This window comes from Nocardiopsis algeriensis (assembly GCF_014203695.1).
Classification (GTDB): Bacteria; Actinomycetota; Actinomycetes; order Streptosporangiales; family Streptosporangiaceae; genus Nocardiopsis; species Nocardiopsis algeriensis.
Genome location: NZ_JACHJO010000003.1, coordinates 355,455 through 371,762 on the forward strand (window position 1 = coordinate 355,455; position 16,308 = coordinate 371,762).

Annotated in this window: 16 protein-coding genes; 4 read left to right on the top strand and 12 right to left on the bottom strand. The window is 71.8% G+C overall.

Annotated elements, in window-relative coordinates; genetic code table 11:
- Positions 1–108 precede the first annotated feature (108 nt).
- From FHS13_RS06055 to FHS13_RS06100, 10 genes are all read right to left on the bottom strand, one after another.
- Positions 109–834, bottom strand: a complete 726-nt coding sequence (locus FHS13_RS06055; RefSeq protein ID WP_184288753.1) for a DUF4191 domain-containing protein — start codon at positions 832–834, stop codon at positions 109–111.
- A 217-nt stretch (positions 835–1,051) separates the two neighbouring features.
- Positions 1,052–1,999 carry a lipoyl synthase gene (lipA, locus tag FHS13_RS06060; protein ID WP_184288755.1) on the bottom strand — a complete coding sequence of 316 codons (948 nt, stop codon included), beginning with the start codon at positions 1,997–1,999 and terminating at the stop codon, positions 1,052–1,054.
- Positions 2,000–2,092: 93 nt separating this feature from the next.
- On the bottom strand, positions 2,093–2,797 hold the full coding sequence (gene lipB, locus FHS13_RS06065) for a lipoyl(octanoyl) transferase LipB (protein ID WP_184288758.1): 705 nt from the start codon (positions 2,795–2,797) through the stop codon (positions 2,093–2,095).
- Positions 2,798–2,806: 9 nt separating this feature from the next.
- Entirely contained in the window at positions 2,807–3,739 is a 933-nt protein-coding gene (locus FHS13_RS06070) for a TIGR01777 family oxidoreductase (RefSeq protein WP_184288761.1), read from the bottom strand.
- A gap of 437 nt (positions 3,740–4,176) precedes the next feature.
- Entirely contained in the window at positions 4,177–4,746 is a 570-nt protein-coding gene (locus tag FHS13_RS06075; RefSeq protein WP_184288764.1) for an NADPH-dependent FMN reductase, read from the bottom strand.
- A gap of 140 nt (positions 4,747–4,886) precedes the next feature.
- The gene (sucB, locus tag FHS13_RS06080) at positions 4,887–6,647 is read right to left on the bottom strand and encodes a 2-oxoglutarate dehydrogenase, E2 component, dihydrolipoamide succinyltransferase (RefSeq protein WP_246404693.1); all 1,761 of its coding nucleotides are present in this window, start codon (positions 6,645–6,647) and stop codon (positions 4,887–4,889) included.
- 117 nt (positions 6,648–6,764) lie between these two features.
- Positions 6,765–8,141, bottom strand: a complete 1,377-nt coding sequence (gene lpdA / locus FHS13_RS06085) for a dihydrolipoyl dehydrogenase (RefSeq protein ID WP_184288770.1) — start codon at positions 8,139–8,141, stop codon at positions 6,765–6,767.
- Positions 8,142–8,268: 127 nt separating this feature from the next.
- Positions 8,269–9,783 (bottom strand): leucyl aminopeptidase, encoded by a 1,515-nt coding sequence (locus FHS13_RS06090; protein ID WP_184288773.1) that lies wholly within the window; start codon positions 9,781–9,783, stop codon positions 8,269–8,271.
- A 266-nt stretch (positions 9,784–10,049) separates the two neighbouring features.
- Entirely contained in the window at positions 10,050–10,844 is a 795-nt protein-coding gene (locus FHS13_RS06095; RefSeq protein WP_184288776.1) for an adenosylcobinamide-GDP ribazoletransferase, read from the bottom strand.
- The gene (locus FHS13_RS06100; protein WP_184289209.1) at positions 10,841–11,791 is read right to left on the bottom strand and encodes a bifunctional adenosylcobinamide kinase/adenosylcobinamide-phosphate guanylyltransferase; all 951 of its coding nucleotides are present in this window, start codon (positions 11,789–11,791) and stop codon (positions 10,841–10,843) included. Before FHS13_RS06100 ends, FHS13_RS06095 begins: the two co-directional genes overlap by 4 nt.
- A gap of 207 nt (positions 11,792–11,998) precedes the next feature.
- On the opposite strand from FHS13_RS06100, the gene FHS13_RS06105 reads away from it, so the two are divergent.
- Complete coding sequence (locus FHS13_RS06105) at positions 11,999–12,205, top strand: hypothetical protein (RefSeq protein ID WP_184288779.1); 207 nt, start codon at positions 11,999–12,001, stop codon at positions 12,203–12,205.
- A gap of 63 nt (positions 12,206–12,268) precedes the next feature.
- Here the strand turns inward: FHS13_RS06105 and FHS13_RS06110 are convergent, their stop codons facing one another.
- Both FHS13_RS06110 and FHS13_RS06115 read right to left on the bottom strand, forming a co-directional pair.
- The gene (locus FHS13_RS06110) at positions 12,269–13,276 is read right to left on the bottom strand and encodes an aldo/keto reductase family protein (protein WP_184288782.1); all 1,008 of its coding nucleotides are present in this window, start codon (positions 13,274–13,276) and stop codon (positions 12,269–12,271) included.
- Between the two features lie 107 nt (positions 13,277–13,383).
- Positions 13,384–14,052, bottom strand: coding sequence for a DUF3043 domain-containing protein (locus tag FHS13_RS06115; RefSeq protein WP_184288785.1), 669 nt, complete (start codon positions 14,050–14,052; stop codon positions 13,384–13,386).
- A gap of 97 nt (positions 14,053–14,149) precedes the next feature.
- Here FHS13_RS06115 and FHS13_RS06120 point away from each other — a divergent pair, with 97 nt between their 5' ends.
- The 3 genes from FHS13_RS06120 to htpX all read left to right on the top strand — a co-directional run bounded on the left by FHS13_RS06120 (position 14,150) and on the right by htpX (position 16,292).
- Entirely contained in the window at positions 14,150–14,920 is a 771-nt protein-coding gene (locus FHS13_RS06120; RefSeq protein ID WP_184288788.1) for a PspA/IM30 family protein, read from the top strand.
- Positions 14,917–15,195 (top strand): PspA-associated protein PspAA, encoded by a 279-nt coding sequence (gene pspAA / locus FHS13_RS06125; protein ID WP_184288790.1) that lies wholly within the window; start codon positions 14,917–14,919, stop codon positions 15,193–15,195. Before FHS13_RS06120 ends, pspAA begins: the two co-directional genes overlap by 4 nt.
- Positions 15,196–15,374: 179 nt before the next feature.
- Entirely contained in the window at positions 15,375–16,292 is a 918-nt protein-coding gene (htpX, locus tag FHS13_RS06130; RefSeq protein WP_184288792.1) for a zinc metalloprotease HtpX, read from the top strand.
- Positions 16,293–16,308: the final 16 nt, after the last annotated feature.

The following is a 16,308-nucleotide window of genomic DNA, read 5'->3' on the forward strand; positions in this document are numbered from 1 at the left end:
GCCGCAGGTGCGGCCCCGCACACCACGCGGAACCCGCACACGACGCAGAAAAGGGGGAGCCGCACCGGTCCGGTGCGGCTCCCCCTCTCGTCCGAGGCCGGGAGCCGGTCAGCCGCCCATCTGGCCGCGCATGCCGCGCGGGAGCTTGGCGTTCTTGGGCAGGGGGCCCTTGGGCATCTGCATCCGCGAGGGCAGGGCCTTGAGCCGGTAGACCAGGTCGGAGGCGCCCTGCTTGTCCAGGTTGCGCGGCAGCTTGAGCAGCGTGCGCTGGAGCTTGGACAGCGGGATCTGGTCCTCGCCGTTGCCGACCTTGAAGTCGTAGATGGGGGTGTCGTAGGCCACGCGCGCCACGCGCTTCTTCTCACCGGCGATCAGCGGCTTGAGGCGGCCCGGGTCCCCCTCTCCCACCAGGACCACGCCCGGACGGCCCACCACGCGGTGGACCACGTCCTGCTGCTTGTTGGCGGTCACGGCGAACTCCACCGTCCAGTTGCCGCGCATGTTGTCCAGCACCGCCGCGCCCGCGCCGAGCTGGCCGTCGAGTATCGAGTACTGCACGCGCTGGGCCGAGCGGGTGAAGATGATGAAGCCCACCAGGAAGGCGATCGGCAGACCGGTCAGCGGCCACAGGATCCACGATCCCGTCCAGATGCCGATCGCGACGAAGACGGCGAGGATGACCACCGCGACCGCGACGGCGAGCGGAATGCTGCGCGGGCTCTGCCGGTGGACGATCTTGGCGACCATGCCGATCTGCTTGAGGCGGCCTGGCTCCTTGGTCCCCTTCGCGCCCTTCGCGGCTGTGCTCTCTGAACCCTTGGGCTGTTTCGCCATCGTGCTCTCAGGCAGCGCACGCCGGCCGGGGCCGGCGGGGACAATCCCGGGGCTGCCTTGCCTCCTCTTCGCGGTCGACCTCGTGCGGCGCCTTCCGAACGCCATGATCTGGGCGCCTCTGAAACAGGATATGTGTCCTGGCCGGGGTGTACGGAACGGTGGCCCGCGGGCCACCGTTCCAGCTTGGTCACGACTTGGGGCGCAAGGCCTCTTTGTCCTACTCGGACACCGCGGCGGCCTCCGCGTCACGCTTGGCCCGCGCCTGCTTGTACAGGCGCCCCGCCCGGTAGGAGGAGCGCACCAGCGGCCCCGACATGACCCCGGCGAAGCCGATCTCCTCGGCCTCCTCGCCCAGCTCCGCGAACTCCTGGGGCTTGACCCACCGGTCGATCGGGTGGTGCAGCTTGGAGGGGCGCAGGTACTGGGTGATGGTCAGCAGGTCGCACCCGGCCTCGTGGAGGTCGCGCATCGCCTCGCTGATCTCCTCACGGGTCTCGCCCATGCCCAGGATCAGGTTCGACTTGGTGACCAGGCCGTCCTCGCGTGCCTTCGTGATGACGTCGAGGGAGCGCTCGTAGCGGAAGCCCGGGCGGATGCGCTTGAAGATCCTGGGGACCGTCTCCACGTTGTGCGCCAGGACCTCGGGACGCGATCCGAAGACCTCGGCCAGCTGGTCGGGCTCGGCGTTGAAGTCGGGGATGAGCAGTTCGACGCCCGTGTCGGGGTTGAGCTCGTGGATCTTGCGGACCGTCTCGGCGTACAGCCAGGCACCGCCGTCCTCGAGGTCGTCGCGGGCCACACCGGTGATCGTGGCGTAGCGCAGTCCCATGGTCTGCACGGACCTGGCGACCTTGGTCGGCTCCATGCGGTCCAGGGCGGTGGGCTTGCCCGTGGCGATCTGGCAGAAGTCGCAACGGCGGGTGCACTGGTCACCGCCGATGAGGAAGGTGGCCTCGCGGTCCTCCCAGCACTCGTAGATGTTGGGGCAGCCTGCCTCCTGGCACACCGTGTGCAGGCCCTCGCTCTTGACCAGGGAGCGCAGTTCCGTGTACTCGGGCCCCATGTGCGCCTTGATCTTGATCCACGGCGGCTTCTTCTCGATAGGGGTCTCGCTGTTGCGCGCCTCCACGCGCAGCAGCTTGCGTCCCTCAGGAGCGATGGTCAACGTGAACCCGTTCCCTTCTGCTTCCCGCGCTGCGGGTCACCGCGCCCCTCGTGGGGGAGCTGTCGGCCCTGCGGGACTGGCTCGTGTGGTGTGTCATCCACGGGCGGTGGCGCCGGAGAGCAGTTCGGCACCGTCGGTGTGGCTGTACGCCGCCGCTCCGAGGAGGTCCGCCAGGTGGCGTTCCATCAGCGGCCGCACCTCGGCGACCGTGACGTCCTTCCCCAGTTCGGCGGTGAGAGAGGTGACCCCGGCGTCGGAGATGCCGCACGGGACGATCCGGTCGAACCACGACAGGTCGTTGTCGCAGTTCAGCGCGAGGCCGTGCATACCGACACCGCGGGCGATGCGGCAGCCGATCGCCGCGATCTTGCGTTCGGCCAGGCCGCGGTCGGGGTCGGCGTCCAGCCAGACCCCGGTGCGCCCCTCGACGCGTCTGCCGCTGAGACCGTACTCGGCGATGGTGCGGAGAACGGACTCCTCCAGCATCCTGACGTAGGCGATCACGTCCACCGGGTCGGGCAGGCGCACGATGGGGTACACGGTGAGCTGTCCTGGACCGTGCCAGGTGATCTTGCCGCCGCGGTCGATGTCCACCACGGGAGCACCGGGGTCGGTGATGGGACGATCCCATCTCCCGGTGCGCTTGCCGGCCGTGTACACGGGCTCGTGCTCCAGCAGCAGGACGGTGTCGGCCACCTCGTCGGCGACGCGGCGCTCGTGGAGCCGTTTCTGGAGATCCCAGCCCTGGTGGTACGGGACGGGAGTGTCGCCCAGCCATGCGTAAACGAGATCACTCACACGTCCACCTTACGCCCCGGTGCGAGAGCCCGGTCTGACCAGTATGTCGGAAAGCGCACGTTCGATCGTGGGCAAGGAGAAGGAATAGCCGGCCTGTGTCAGGCGTTCGGGCGTTCCCCTCAGGTCCGTCAGGGCCATCTCCTCGGCGAAGTCGCCCAGTGTGGCCCGCAGCGCCGTCGCCGGGACCGGAAGCAGGGTCGGGCGCTCCAGCACCCGCCCCAGGGCCTCGGTGAAGGCGGCGTTGCTCACCGGCTCGGGCGCGCACATGTTCACCGGTCCGGTGACGTCCGGCCGCTCCAGGAGGAAGCGGACCGCTCCCACCATGTCCTGCATGGCGATCCAGCTCATGTACTGCCGGCCCGAGCCCAGTCGCCCGCCCAGACCCGCCTGGTACAGCGGCAGGACCGTGCGCAGGTAGCCGCCCGAGCGGTCCAGCACCACGGCGGTGCGCATGTGCGCCACCGACAGCCCCGCCTCGCGGGCCGGGGCGGCGGCCTCCTCCCAGGCCTGGCAGACCTCGGCCAGGAAGCCGCTGCCCGGAGGGCTGTCCTCCGTGGCCGGGCTTCCACCGGTGTTGCCGTAGAAGTGCATCCCCGACGCGGTGAGCAGCCGCGGCGGCGGGGAGGACATGCCGAGGAGGGCCTGCACCAGGGTGCGGGTGCCCCGCACCCGGCTGCGCCGGATGAGGGATCGCCTGTGCCGGGTCCACAGGAACGAGCCGACGGGAGCTCCGGCCAGATGCACCACGGCGTCGGCCTCGTGCAGCGCGACGGTGTCCACGCGCCCCTGCTCGGGACGCCACTCGGCCTCCTCCAGGTTCGACCGGTACACCGGCCGGGGGGCGTGGCGCACCATGCGCACGACGGTGTGCCCGTCGCCCAGCAGGGACTCCTCCAGCGCGCGGCCGACAAGCCCCGAGGCCCCGGTGATCGCCACTCTCATGCCTCTGGGTCTACCCCGAAGAGAGCGGCACACGTCGGCGAGCGGCACCGTTGTGCACGCCCTTCCGGCCCGGGGTCGGGGGAGCGGCAGGCCGGCCGGACTTTTTTCTTCGGGTTTTTCGTCAAAAGCTCTGCGGGAGGAGCCCACGGTCTTCTACCTTGAATGTGGGACATGGAACTCCGCGTGAACGCGGAGATGCTGTGGGCGACGCGCGCAGTCGGGCCGGCTGCCGCGCGCCTCTCCCGAAGACCTTTGATGATGGGGATCATCAGGGGATGGTGATTGGTGGGGTAGAAAGACGGGGCGGTGCCCTCAGGCGCCGTCCCGTCCACCTCCCGCGCCGGGATCCGCTTCACTCGTCACAGTTGGGTGACATTACCAGAAGCCTTCCGCTCCCCGGCCCCCGCTGTCCCCGCGCGCTGCTCCCCAGAAGCGGCTCAGAACGGGTAGGGCCGCTCCCGGCGGGCCTCCCGCAGGGCCAGGGACCACCACGCCACCTGGTCCAGCAGCAGTTCCACCGCGCCCTGCTCCCCCGACAGGTCCCGGGCGGGGAGGCCGTCGGGCCCGAACATCCGCGACGCGTTGTGCAGGCTCACCGTGTCGCGCACCGTCGTCGTGTGCAGCTCCGAGAAGACCAGGCGCAACTGCTCGATCGCCCGGAGGCCGCCCGACATCCCCCCGTAGGAGACGAAGCCCACCGCCTTGGCGAACCACTCCCTGCGGGCGGAGTCGATCGCGCTCTTCAGCGGTCCGGGGTACCCGTGGTTGTACTCGGGGGTGAGCACCACGAACCCGTCGGCGGCGGCCACCCTCGGCCCGAAGGCGGCCAGAGGGGCTCCGTGCCCGTGGCCGTACAGGTCGTCGGTGAACAGCTCCGAGACGTCCAGGACGTCGATCTCCATGTCCTTGCGCCGGTGCGCCAGGCCGAGGAACCAGCGGGCGACAGCGGGGCCCGTGCTTCCGTTGCGGTTGTTGCCCAGGATCACCGCGATCCGAAGGTTGTGCATGTAGGGGTCCTTGTGCTCTACGGGTGACAGCCCAACGCTAGGACCTCAACAGTGCTTGAGGTCAAATCAGGGACGGACGAAAGCCCTTCCGGAAAAGGAAAGGGGCCGGGCGTACCGCCCGGCCCCCGGAATCCGCAGGGTCAGCCCAGACCCAGCGCGTCCTCGAAGGCGCCCTCCTCCAGGCGCTCCTTCACCGTCTGCAGGAAGCGGCCGGCGTCGGCGTTGTCGATCAGGCGGTGGTCGTGGGCCAGGGACAGGTACACCATCGAGCGCACCGCGATGACCTCCCCGCCCATGGCCTCGACCACGACGGGGCGCTTGACGACCGCGCCGGTGCCCAGGATGGCCACCTGCGGCTGGGTGATGATCGGCGTGCCGAACAGGGCGCCGTTGCCGCCGGTCTCGGCGATGGTGAACGTGCCGCCGCCCAGCTCGTCGGGGCCCAGGCGGCCGGTGTGGGCCCGCTCGGTCAGGTCCGCGATGGCCTCGGCCAGTCCCGTCATGTTGAGCTTGCCCGCGTCCTGGACCACGGGGACGAGGAGACCGCGCTCGGTGTCCACCGACACGCCCAGGTTCTCCGTGTCGTGGTAGGTGATCTCCTCCTTGTCCATGTCGATCGCCGCGTTGAGCTTGGGGTGGACCCGCAGCGCCTCGACGGTGGCCAGGGCGAAGAAGGCGAAGAAGTCGGGGGCCGAGCCGTCGCGCTCGATCACCTGCTCGCGCAGGCGGGCGATCTTGGTGACGTCCACCTCCACGACCTGCGTGGTCGTGGCCGAGACCTGGAGCGACTCCACCATGCTGTCGGCGATGTAGCGGCGCAGGCGGGTGATCTTCTCGGTACGGCCGCGCAGAGCGGTGTCGGAGGCGGCCTTGCGCGGAGCGGAGGACGGCGCGGCCGGTGCGGAGGAGCGTGCGGCGGCGGCCTTCTGCTCCTCGGCGGCCTTGAGCACGTCCTGCTTGCGGATGCGGCCGCCCACGCCCGAGCCCCGGACCTGTCCGAGGTCGACGCGGTGCTCGGCGGCGAGCTTGCGCACCAGCGGGGTCACGTAGCCCTCGGTCCCGGCGTCGGTGCCGGAGGCGCGGCCGGTACCGCTGAGGGTCTCGATGTCGACGGAGGGTCCCTCGTCCCCGCTGTCATCGCTGTCCCGGCTGTCACCGCTCTCGTCGCCGCGGGTCGGCTCGGGCTCCTCGCCCTGCGGCTCGGGGTGCTCCTCGCGCGCGCCCTTGGGACGGGCCGAGGGCTCGGCCTCGGCCGGAGCGGCGGCCTCGGAGGCGGCGGGCGGTTCGCCGCCGGTGCCTCCGATGACGGCGATCTCCGCGCCGATCTCCACGGTCTCGTCCTCCTGGACGAGGATCTCGGTGAGCACGCCGGCGACGGGGGACGGGATCTCGGTGTCCACCTTGTCGGTGGAGACCTCGAGGAGTGGCTCGTCGACCTCGACGGTGTCGCCCACGTTCTTCAGCCACTGGGTGACGGTGCCCTCGGTGACGCTCTCACCCAGGGCGGGCATGGTCACCGACGTGGTCGGGCCTTCCTCGGCCCGGGCGGCCTGACCGGAGTCGGAGCGCGGCTCGGGCTCGGGCTCCTCCTCGGGTTCCTCGGCGGCGGCCTCCGCGGGTTCCTCCTCGGGCTCCTCCGCGACGGCCTCTCCGGGCTCCTCGGCGGCGGGCGCGTCGTCGCCCTCCGAGCCGATGATGGCGATCTCCGCGCCGATCTCCACGGTCTCGTCCTCCTGGACGAGGATCTCGGTGAGCACGCCGGCGACGGGGGACGGGATCTCGGTGTCCACCTTGTCGGTGGAGACCTCGAGGAGTGGCTCGTCGACCTCGACGGTGTCGCCCACGTTCTTCAGCCACTGGGTGACGGTGCCCTCGGTGACGCTCTCACCCAGGGCGGGCATGGAAACGGATGTCGGCATGGGTTCCTCGTTGGATCTGGGCGCGGTGTTCTGCCCAACCCCTTGATGGGCAGCGCGGATGGGACGGGGGGGCGGGCGCGGGCCCGCCCCCCGGCAAGGTCAGTCGTGGACGTGGAGCGGCTTGCCCGCCAGGGCGAGGTGGGCCTCGCCCAGAGCCTCGGACTGGCTCGGGTGCGGGTGGATGAGCTGGGCGACCTCCGAGGGCAGGGCCTCCCAGTTGTAGATCAGCTGGCCCTCGGCGATGAGCTCGCCGACCCGGCTGCCGACCATGTGGACACCGAGGACGGGGCCGTCCTTCTCGGCGATGACCTTGACCGCACCCTGCGTCTGCAGGATCTGGCTCTTGCCGTTGCCCGCGAGGTTGTAGTTCATCTCCACGACCTCGAGACCGCGCTCCTTGGCGGCCTTGGTGGTCAGGCCCACGGAGGCGACCTCGGGCTCGCAGTAGGTGACGCGGGGAACGCCGTCGTAGTCGATCGCGGGCGGGTTGAGCCCGGCGATGTGCTCGGCGACGAAGATGCCCTCGGCGAAGCCGACGTGCGCCAGCTGCAGGGTGGGGATGAGGTCGCCGACCGCGTAGATGCTGCCGACACCGGTGTGCAGGTTCTCGTCGACCTGGACGAAGCCGCGGTCGAGGGTGATGCCCTGCTCCTCGTAGCCCAGGCCCTCGGAGACCGGGCCGCGGCCGATGGCCACCAGGAGGACCTCGGCCTCCAGGGTCTTGCCGCCCTCGAGGGTGACGGTGACGCCCGAGTCGGTGGTCTTGACCGACTCGAAGGGGGTGCCCAGCTCGTACTTGATGCCGCGCTTGCGGAAGGCGCGCTCGAGCAGCTTGGAGCTCGACTCCTCCTCCACCGGGACGAGGTGCTTGAGGGCCTCGACGATGGTGACCTCCGCGCCGTAGGAGCGCCACACACTGGCGAACTCCACGCCGATGACGCCGCCGCCCAGGACGATGACCGACTCGGGGACGCGGTCCAGGCCGAGGGCCTGGTCACTGGTCATGACCTTCTCGCCGTCGATCTCCAGGCCCAGCGTCTTGGGCTTGGAGCCGGTGGCGAGCAGGATGTTGCGGCCCTTGTAGACCGCGTCGCCGACCGTGACCTCGTCCTTGCCGGTGAGCTTGCCCTCGCCCTCGACCACGGTGATCTTGCGCGCCTTGACCAGACCGGTGAGGCCCTTGTGCAGGCCGCTGACCACCTTGTCCTTGTACTTGTGCACGGCCTCGATGTCGATGCCCTCGAAGGTGGCGCGGACACCGAAGTTCTCGCTCTCCTTGGCGGAGTCGGCGACCTCGGCGGAGTGCAGGAGGGCCTTGGTGGGGATGCAGCCGCGGTGCAGGCAGGTCCCGCCGAGCTTGTCCTTCTCGATCAGTACGACGCTCATGTCGAGCTCCGCGGCGCGCAGTGCCGCCGCGTAGCCGCCGCTGCCGCCGCCCAGGACGACGAGGTCGAAGGTGCCGCCGTTCTCACTCACGGGAACGAACTCCTTGGTGTGTGGCTGGTGAAATCTGGTGGTGTACCGCGGTCCGGCACGAGGGGGGACCACGGCGGCCGTCGAAGGGCGGCGCCCCGGCTCGACAGGTGCGCCGCCCGGCCGAAGGCTACTTCGCGTATTCCTCGGCGATGCGGATCAGGGTGCGTGTACCGGAACCGGTGCCGCCCTTGGGGGTGTACCCGTGGGGACCGCCCTGGTTGAAGGACGGGCCCGCGATGTCCAGGTGCGCCCACTTGACGTCCTCGCCGACGAACTCCTTGAGGAAGACGCCGGCCGAGAGCATCCCGCCCCAGCGCTCGCCCGCCACGTTGGCGATGTCGGCGACGGAGGAGTCGAGACCCGAGCGCAGCTCGGTTGGCAGCGGCATCGGCCAGGCGGCCTCGTCCTCGGCACCGGCCGCGGCCACGACCTCGTCGCGCACCGCGTCGTCGTTGGCCATGACCGCGAACACGCGGGTGCCCAGTGCGACGAGCTGGGCGCCCGTCAGCGTGGCGATGTCCACGACCAGGTCCGGTGCGTCCTCCTGGGCCCGGACCAGGGCGTCGGCCATGACCAGGCGGCCCTCGGCGTCGGTGTTGAGCACCTCGACGGTCTTTCCGCCGTAGACGGTCAGGACGTCGGAGGGACGCTGGGCGGTGCCGCTGGGCATGTTCTCGGCCACGGCCAGGTAGCCGACGGCGTTGACCTTGACGCCCAGGGTGGCGATGGCGCCCATGGCGGCGAGCACGGAGGCGGCGCCGGCCATGTCGGACTTCATCCAGTCCATCGAGCCCGCGGGCTTGAGGGACAGGCCGCCGGAGTCGAAGGTGATGCCCTTGCCGACGAAGGCGACCGTCCGGGTGGCCTCGGGGTGGCTGTGGGACAGGCGGACCAGGCGCGGCGGGTTGGCGGACCCCTGCCCGACCCCCGTCAGGCCTCCGTAGCCGCCCTCGGAGAGGGCCTGCTCGTCGAGGACCTCGATCTCCAGACCGGTGCGCTCGGCGACCTCCTGCGCCGCGGCGGCCAGGTCCTCGGGGACCAGGTCGGAGGGCGCGGTGTTGACCAGGTCGCGGGCGAGGCAGACCGCGTCGGCGAGGACGGCGGCGCGCTCGGCCGCCTTCTCGGCCTCCGGGGCCGAGCTGACGAGGAGCAGCTGCGTGTCGCCGCTCTCGGCCTTCTTCCGGGCCTGCTCGCCGGTGCGGTACCGGTCGAAGGCGTAGGCGCCCAGGCGTGCGCCGATCGCGACGGCGCCCGCCTCCTCGGCGGTGCCGGAGGGCAGGGCCAGGGCGACGCGGCCCGCGCCCTCGGGGCGCGACGCCAGCGTGCGCAGCGCGGCTCCGGCCGCGCGGGACAGGACGTCGGAGTCGACGGGGCCCTCGGCGGGTGCCGGGCCGAGACCGACCGCGACGACGAGGGGGGCCCGAACGGCTCCCAGGGAGGCAAGTGTGTGCACCTCCTCCGCTGCGCCGCTCGCTCCCAGGAGCGACAGGGTTCGGGCGAGGCCGCCGGAGAAGGCGGCATCGACGTCATGAGCGCCCGATGCGGGCTCCGGGGCGTCGCCTCCGGAGTGATAACCGACGACTACCGCGTCGGCGTCGAGCGAACTGGGGGACTCCGTGTGTACTGACAACGACGTGCTCACACCCCTGATGCTAGTCCTCCGGCGCTCCGCTCGGCACGTCGGCGCCCCGGGGCCCCGACGTGCCGCAGCGCGCCGGCGGGGGCCCGAGGAGTCCCAGGGGGCGGGTGCCGGCCCGTCCGCGCGCAGGAGGGCCTCTGGCCGTCGGGGGAGGCCACCGGTGGGAAGCCGACCGCCTTTCCACCGGGGGCGACACCAAACGGCGTGTGAAGAAATGTGATGCTGGCTACATTCGGAAACACGGCGAGGCGCGGTCCCCTCGCTCCGGGTCAGACCCAGGCCGAGGCGCCCGCGGCCACCACGAGCGCCGCCGTCGCGGCCGACTCCGCCAGCGCTCCCAGGACGTCGCCCGTCACACCGCCCAGGCGCCGCACGGCCCGGCGCAGGAGCAGCACCGCCACCAGGATCCCGGCGGCGGCCGCACCCGCGCACGCCGCGGCGAACCCAGGGGAGACCGCCAGACCGGCGAGGCACAGGACGGCCGTGCCCGCGCAGGCCGCCGCCGCACGGGCGGGGCCGACCGTACCGGCGACGAGGGCGCCCAGCCCGTCCGGCCGGGCAGGAGGGGTCCGGGGGGTGCAGGCCAGGAGCACCGCGAGCCGTCCCGCCGCACCCGCCACGGCGGCGCCGGCCACGGCGGCCCAGGGGGAGACCTCCGCCAGCCGGCCCAGCGCCAGCACCTGGGCGCCCAGCACCAGGACCAGGGTGACCACGCCGAACGGCCCGATGTCGGACCGGCGCATGACCTCCAGGGCGCCCTCGGCCGGCCGCCCGCTGCCCAGCCCGTCGGCGAGATCGGCCAGCCCGTCCAGGTGCAGCCCCCGCGTGAGCAGGGCCGCGAGCCCGGTCCCCAGCAGAGCAGCCAGTACGGACGGCAGCCCCAGCAGCGTCCCCGCCGCGGCCGCGGCCCCGCACACGGCACCGAGCGCCGCGCCCAGCACGGGCGCCCACAGCATCGCCCACCCGGCGACCGCGCGGTCCACGCGCTCCACGCGCACCGGGACCGCGGTGAAGGTCCCCACCGCCATCCGGGCCCCCGCGGCGGCGTCCCCGGCGGTGCTCATGACAGGTCCAGGACGCGCCCCGCGGCCACTAGGACGACCTCCTCGGACCCGGCGGCCATCCACTGGTTCAGCCGACCCAGGTGGTCGCGGAACAGGCGGCCCGCCCGGGTCGCGGGCACCACGCCCGAGCCCACCTCGTTGGTGACCGCCACGGCGTAGGCCCGCGTGGTCCGCCACGCCTCCAGCAGGGCGCGGACCTCGGACTCCACCCGCTCCTCGGCGCCCGGGGGCGGGAACTCCCCCCACACGCCGTGTTCGTCCATCACCCTGGTCAGCCACGTGCCCAGGCAGTCGATCAGGACGGCGCCCCTCTCCCTCCCCAGCAGACCGGCCAGGTCCGTGGTCTCCTCGGTGCGCCACCACCGGGGCCGGCGCTCGGTGTGCCGGGCCACGCGCTCGGCCCACTCGGGGTCCTTCTCCGGGTCGGCGGGCTCGCCGGCGGCGGCGTAGACGACCTCCGGTTCGGCGAGGAGGCGGAGCTCGGCCTCGGTCGACTTGCCGGAGCGGGCCCCGCCGGTGACGAGGACGCGGTGCGGGGCGCGGGGGCGCGCATCGGGCCAGACCGCGGGCGGACACGACATGACGTGGCCGTCGGCCGGGGCGAACGCACCCCACAGGCGGGCCCGGCGGGCGAACTCGGCGGGGGAGCGGACGCTGTGGTCCCCGCCGACCGCGACGACCGCCGTGGTCACCCCGATCACCCCCGAGCGGCGCAGCTCGCCGATGGCCTCGGGGCGGCGGGCGGCGTCCACGACGACCATGTCCACCTGGCCGGCACCGGACCCCGCGGAATCCTCCGGGGCCGGGCCGGAGCGGGCGTGGAGCAGCCGGCCGCCGCCGGGGCTCTCGACCAGGAGGCCGTCCGGGGTCGGGGAGACCGTGTAACCGGGGGGCACCGGCCCGGCCGCACCGCTCTCGCGGACGCGGAAGCTGTCGTCGACCGTCACGCGCAGGGGAAGGCGGCGGTCGGCCTGGGCCAGGTTGCAGGAGGCGCAGGTGCACTGCGGGGCGGGCCAGCCCACGCTGCCCGCGGTCCCCGGGAATCGGATACGCACGCACAAAGTAAACCGCATGCCGAACCGGGCCTTGGCTAAGCTCGGCACGGGAACGCGGCGACCACCGCCGCGGCATCCGCGACGAAGGGCGGTCGAGCAATGGCGTGGACCTGGCGGTACATCGAGGCCGACGGTGCCGGTCCGTCGGCAGAGGAGCTCCCCTCCGAGTCGTTCACCTCGCGGGGCGACGCGGAGAGCTGGCTGGGCGAGAACTGGAAGGAACTGGCCGAGGGGGGAGTGGGACGCGTCGCCCTTCTGGAGGAGGGCCGGGAGGTCTACTCGATGGCCCTGGAGCCCATGGACTGAGCGCCGGCGCCCGGGCCGGGTTCCCCGGGCCCGTGCGGGCCCGGGGAGCAACGGCGCACCGGGTCAGCGGGTCCGGATGTCCTCCGGGCTCTTGGTGAGCGCCGGGTCGGTGCTCACGCTGTCCCCCAGGACCTCGTCGATCCGGGCGAGCAGGCCCGCGTCGAGTCGGACGCCCGCGGCCTTGACGTTGTCCCGCACCTGCTCGGGGCGCGAGGCCCCGATGATGGCGGTGGAGACGTTCTCGTTCTGCAGGACCCAGGCGAGCGCCAGCTGGGGCAGGTTCAGCCCCGCCTCCTTCGCCAGCGGCTCCAGCCGCTGCACCTTCTCCAGCAGCTCCTGGTCACCCGCCCTGTCGGCGATGAAGTGCTTGGTGTTCGGGTCGGTGGCCCGCGACCCCTCGGGCAGGGCCTGGCCCGGCCGGTACTTGCCGGTGAGGATGCCGCCAGCCAGGGGCGACCACACGATCTGTCCGAGCCCCTCGCGCTCGGACAGGGGCACAACCTCGGACTCGATGACCCGCCAGAGCATGTTGTACTGCGGCTGGTTGGAGACGATGCGGTCCAGGCCCATCTGGTCGGCGATCTCCAGGGCCCGGCCGATCTCCTCGGCGCGCCACTCGGACACCCCGACGTAGAGGACCTTGCCCTGGCGGACCAGGTCGTCGAAGGCCCGCAGGGTCTCCTCCAGCGGGACGCCGTAGTCGTAGCGGTGGGCCTGGTACAGGTCCAGGTAGTCGGTGCCCAGGCGGCGCAGGGTGTCCTCCACCCCGCGGATGATGTGCTTGCGCGACAGGCCCCTGTCGTTCCTGCCCTCGCCCATGGGCCAGAAGAGCTTGGAGAAGATCTCCAGCCCGTCGCGGCGCTCGCCCTTCAGCGCGCGGCCGAGCACCTCCTCCGCCTTGCCGCGGGCGTAGGCGTCGGCCGTGTCGAAGGTCGTGATGCCCTCGTCCAGGGCCGCACGTACGCAGGCGACGGCCGCGTCCTCCTCGATCTGGGAGCCGTGGGTGAGCCAGTTCCCGTAGGCGATCTCACTGACGGTGAGACCGCTTCTGCCAAGCTGCCGGAATTCCATGGCGAGCACTCTAACCAATCCGGTCCGGCGCCGAGGGGGCAGGTTCGGAGGTGCCCGGCCGGTGCGGGGGCGGCTTTCCACCCGACCGCGGCCGGCCCCGCCCCGCGTCAGCGCCCGCCGAGCTCCGGCCGGTTCCCCACCTTGACCTTGGGCTTGGGCAGCCGCAGGCGGCGGAACTGCAGCTGGCGCATCGCCGCGTACATGCCGATGCCGCGCAGCAGATCGTCGTCGGGGAAGCGCTCGACCGCGAGCCTCTTGACCTTGCGGCCGGTGAACACGCCCTCGACGATGATCGTGAGCATCATCAGCGGCCACACCCCGTAGGCCACACCGAACTGCACGCCGGGCGGGGTGAAGAAGAGCACCAGGATGACCAGGATCGAGAACGGCAGGAAGAACTCACTGGCCGTACGCCGGGAGTCGACGTAGTCCCGGGCGAACGCCCGCGCCGGACCGAAGTCGGCCGGTCGGTAGTAGCGGGCCTCGTCCTGGGGGACACCGCGCAGGGCCTTGGAGGTGGCCGTGCCCCTGCCCCGCTGGCGGTCGAGGCGTTCCCGGTAGGCCTGGTAGGCCTCCTTGCGGGTCTCCGGAGCCTTCACCGGCCTGCGCGGGTTGGTCTCGGCCTCCCTGCGTTTGGGAGTGGGCACCCCTTTCTTGGGGGTGTACCCCCGGGGCCGGCCGGTCTCGGCGGCCTCGGGGCTGGCGGATTCGCCGTGCGAATCCGTGTCTGCGGAAGCGGAGCGACGTCGGAACACACCCACAGGGTAGCCGCTCACAGGTTTATGGCGACCACGGGCCAGAGCACGTAGGGTTGGGCAAAGCGCCCGCTGGGAACAGCCCGATGTACGCACCGAGAAGGGGACGGCCACGCCGATGAGCGTGTTTCAGCGACTTTCCATGATCTTCAAGTCCAAGGCCAACAAGGCCTTGGACTCGGTCGAGGACCCCAGGGAGACACTCGACTACTCGTACCAGAAACAACTTGAACTCCTGCAGAAGGTCCGCCGGGGTGTGGCCGACGTCGCGACCTCGCGCAAGCGCGTCGAACTGCAGATCCAGCAGCTGGAGCAGCAGTCCTCCAAGCTGGAGAACCAGAGCCGCGCGGCCCTGACCCAGGGACGCGAGGACCTCGCCCGCGAGGCCCTCACCCGCCGCTCCGGCCTGGCCCAGGAGATCGACAGCCTGCGCCAGCAGCACGCCAACCTCCAGGGCGAGGAGCAGAAGCTCACCATGGCGGCCCAGCGCCTCCAGAGCAAGGTGGACGCCTTCCGCACCCGCAAGGAGACCATCAAGGCCACCTACACCGCGGCCCAGGCGCAGACGCAGATCAGTGAGGCCTTCTCCGGCATCTCCGAGGAGATGGGCGACGTCGGCCTCGCCATACAGCGGGCCGAGGACAAGACCGCCGAGATGCAGGCCCGGGCGGGGGCCGTCGACGAGCTCCTGGCCTCCGGGGCCCTCGACGACGTCACGGGCACCGCCCGCGACGACATCCAGGCCGAGCTCGACCGCATGGCCAGCACCAGCGGTGTCGACGCCGAGCTGGAGCGCATGAAGATGGAGCTCGGTCAGGGCAGCGGCTCCGCCGCCCCGCAGATCGAGAGCGGTGACGGCAGCACCGCCAACCGCAGGGAGGGCGCGTGATCGTCCGCATCATGGGTGAGGGCCAGCTCGACCTCACCGACGCCGACCTCGAACTGCTCAACTCCTTCGACGCCGCCCTGGAGGCGGCGATCGAGGCGGGCGACGAGGAGGCCTTCCGCACGGCACTGCACGACCTGCTGGACAAGGTCCGCGAGGACGGCAAGGCGCTGCCGCCCGACTCCCTCGAGCCCTCCCAGTACATCCTCCCGCACGCCGACGCGAGCATGGAGGAAGTCAAGGAGATGCTCCAGGACGACGGACTCATCCCCGGCTGAGGGACGCTACCGGGGCCCCGCCCAACCGTCCGGGCGGGGCCGTGTGCGTACGCCGGCCGCCGCGGCCTCCGGGCCGCGGCGGCCCCGGCATCTGTACCCCCGGCCCCCGCCTCTCAGGTTCGGATCCCCTCCCCCGGGTCAGGACTACAGCAGAGACGTCCGAACACGGGGGAGGGGACATGGCGGGTTCCAAGTTCAGACCGGACCGGGGCCTCACCGGCCGGATGGTCCTGACGATGGTCCTCCTGGTCCTGGTCTACGCCGCTTTCGTCGTGGCGCTCGTCGCGGTCGGGATGAACGTCTGGCTGGTCGTGCTGCTCGTGGCGGGGTTCGCGGTCCTCAGCTACCTCTCCTCCGACAAGATCGCCATGTTCGCCATGGGGGCCAAGGAGGTCTCTCCCCGGCAGGCGCCCGACCTGCACGCCCGGATCGACCGCCTGTGCGCCCTGGCCGACATGCCCAAGCCGCGCGTCGGGGTCGCCGACACCGACGTCCCCAACGCCTTCGCCACCGGCCACAGCCGCAAGAGCGCCGTCGTCTGCGTCACGACCGGGCTCGTGCGGAGACTGGAGGGGGACGAGCTGGAGGCGGTCCTGGCCCACGAGCTCTCCCACGTCGCCCACCGCGACGTCACGGTCATGACCGTGGCGGGGTTCCTCGGCATCGTCGCCGGCTTCCTCACCCAGGCGGGACTGCGCTTCGCCGCCTTCTCGGGGATGACACGTAGCAACAACAACGGTCCCGCGCCCGCGGCCGTCGCCCTCCTGGTCGTACTGGTCAGCGCCGTCGCCTGGGGACTGAGCTTCCTGCTCACCCGGGCGCTGTCGCGCTACCGGGAGCTGTCGGCCGACCGGGCCGCCGCCTACCTCACCGGACGCCCCTCGGTCCTGGGCAGCGCCCTGACCAAGATCACCGGCGACATGGCGCGCATCCCCACCCGCGACCTGCGCCAGGTCGAACCGTTCAACGCCTTCTTCTTCGCCCCCGCCTTCGCGAAGGGGTTCAGCCTCAGCCGGCTCGTCGCCACCCACCCGCCCGTGGAGAAGCGTCTGGCGCAGCTCTCCGAGATCTCCCGCCACCTCGGCAGGGGAGCCTGACGTCCGCAGCACCGAC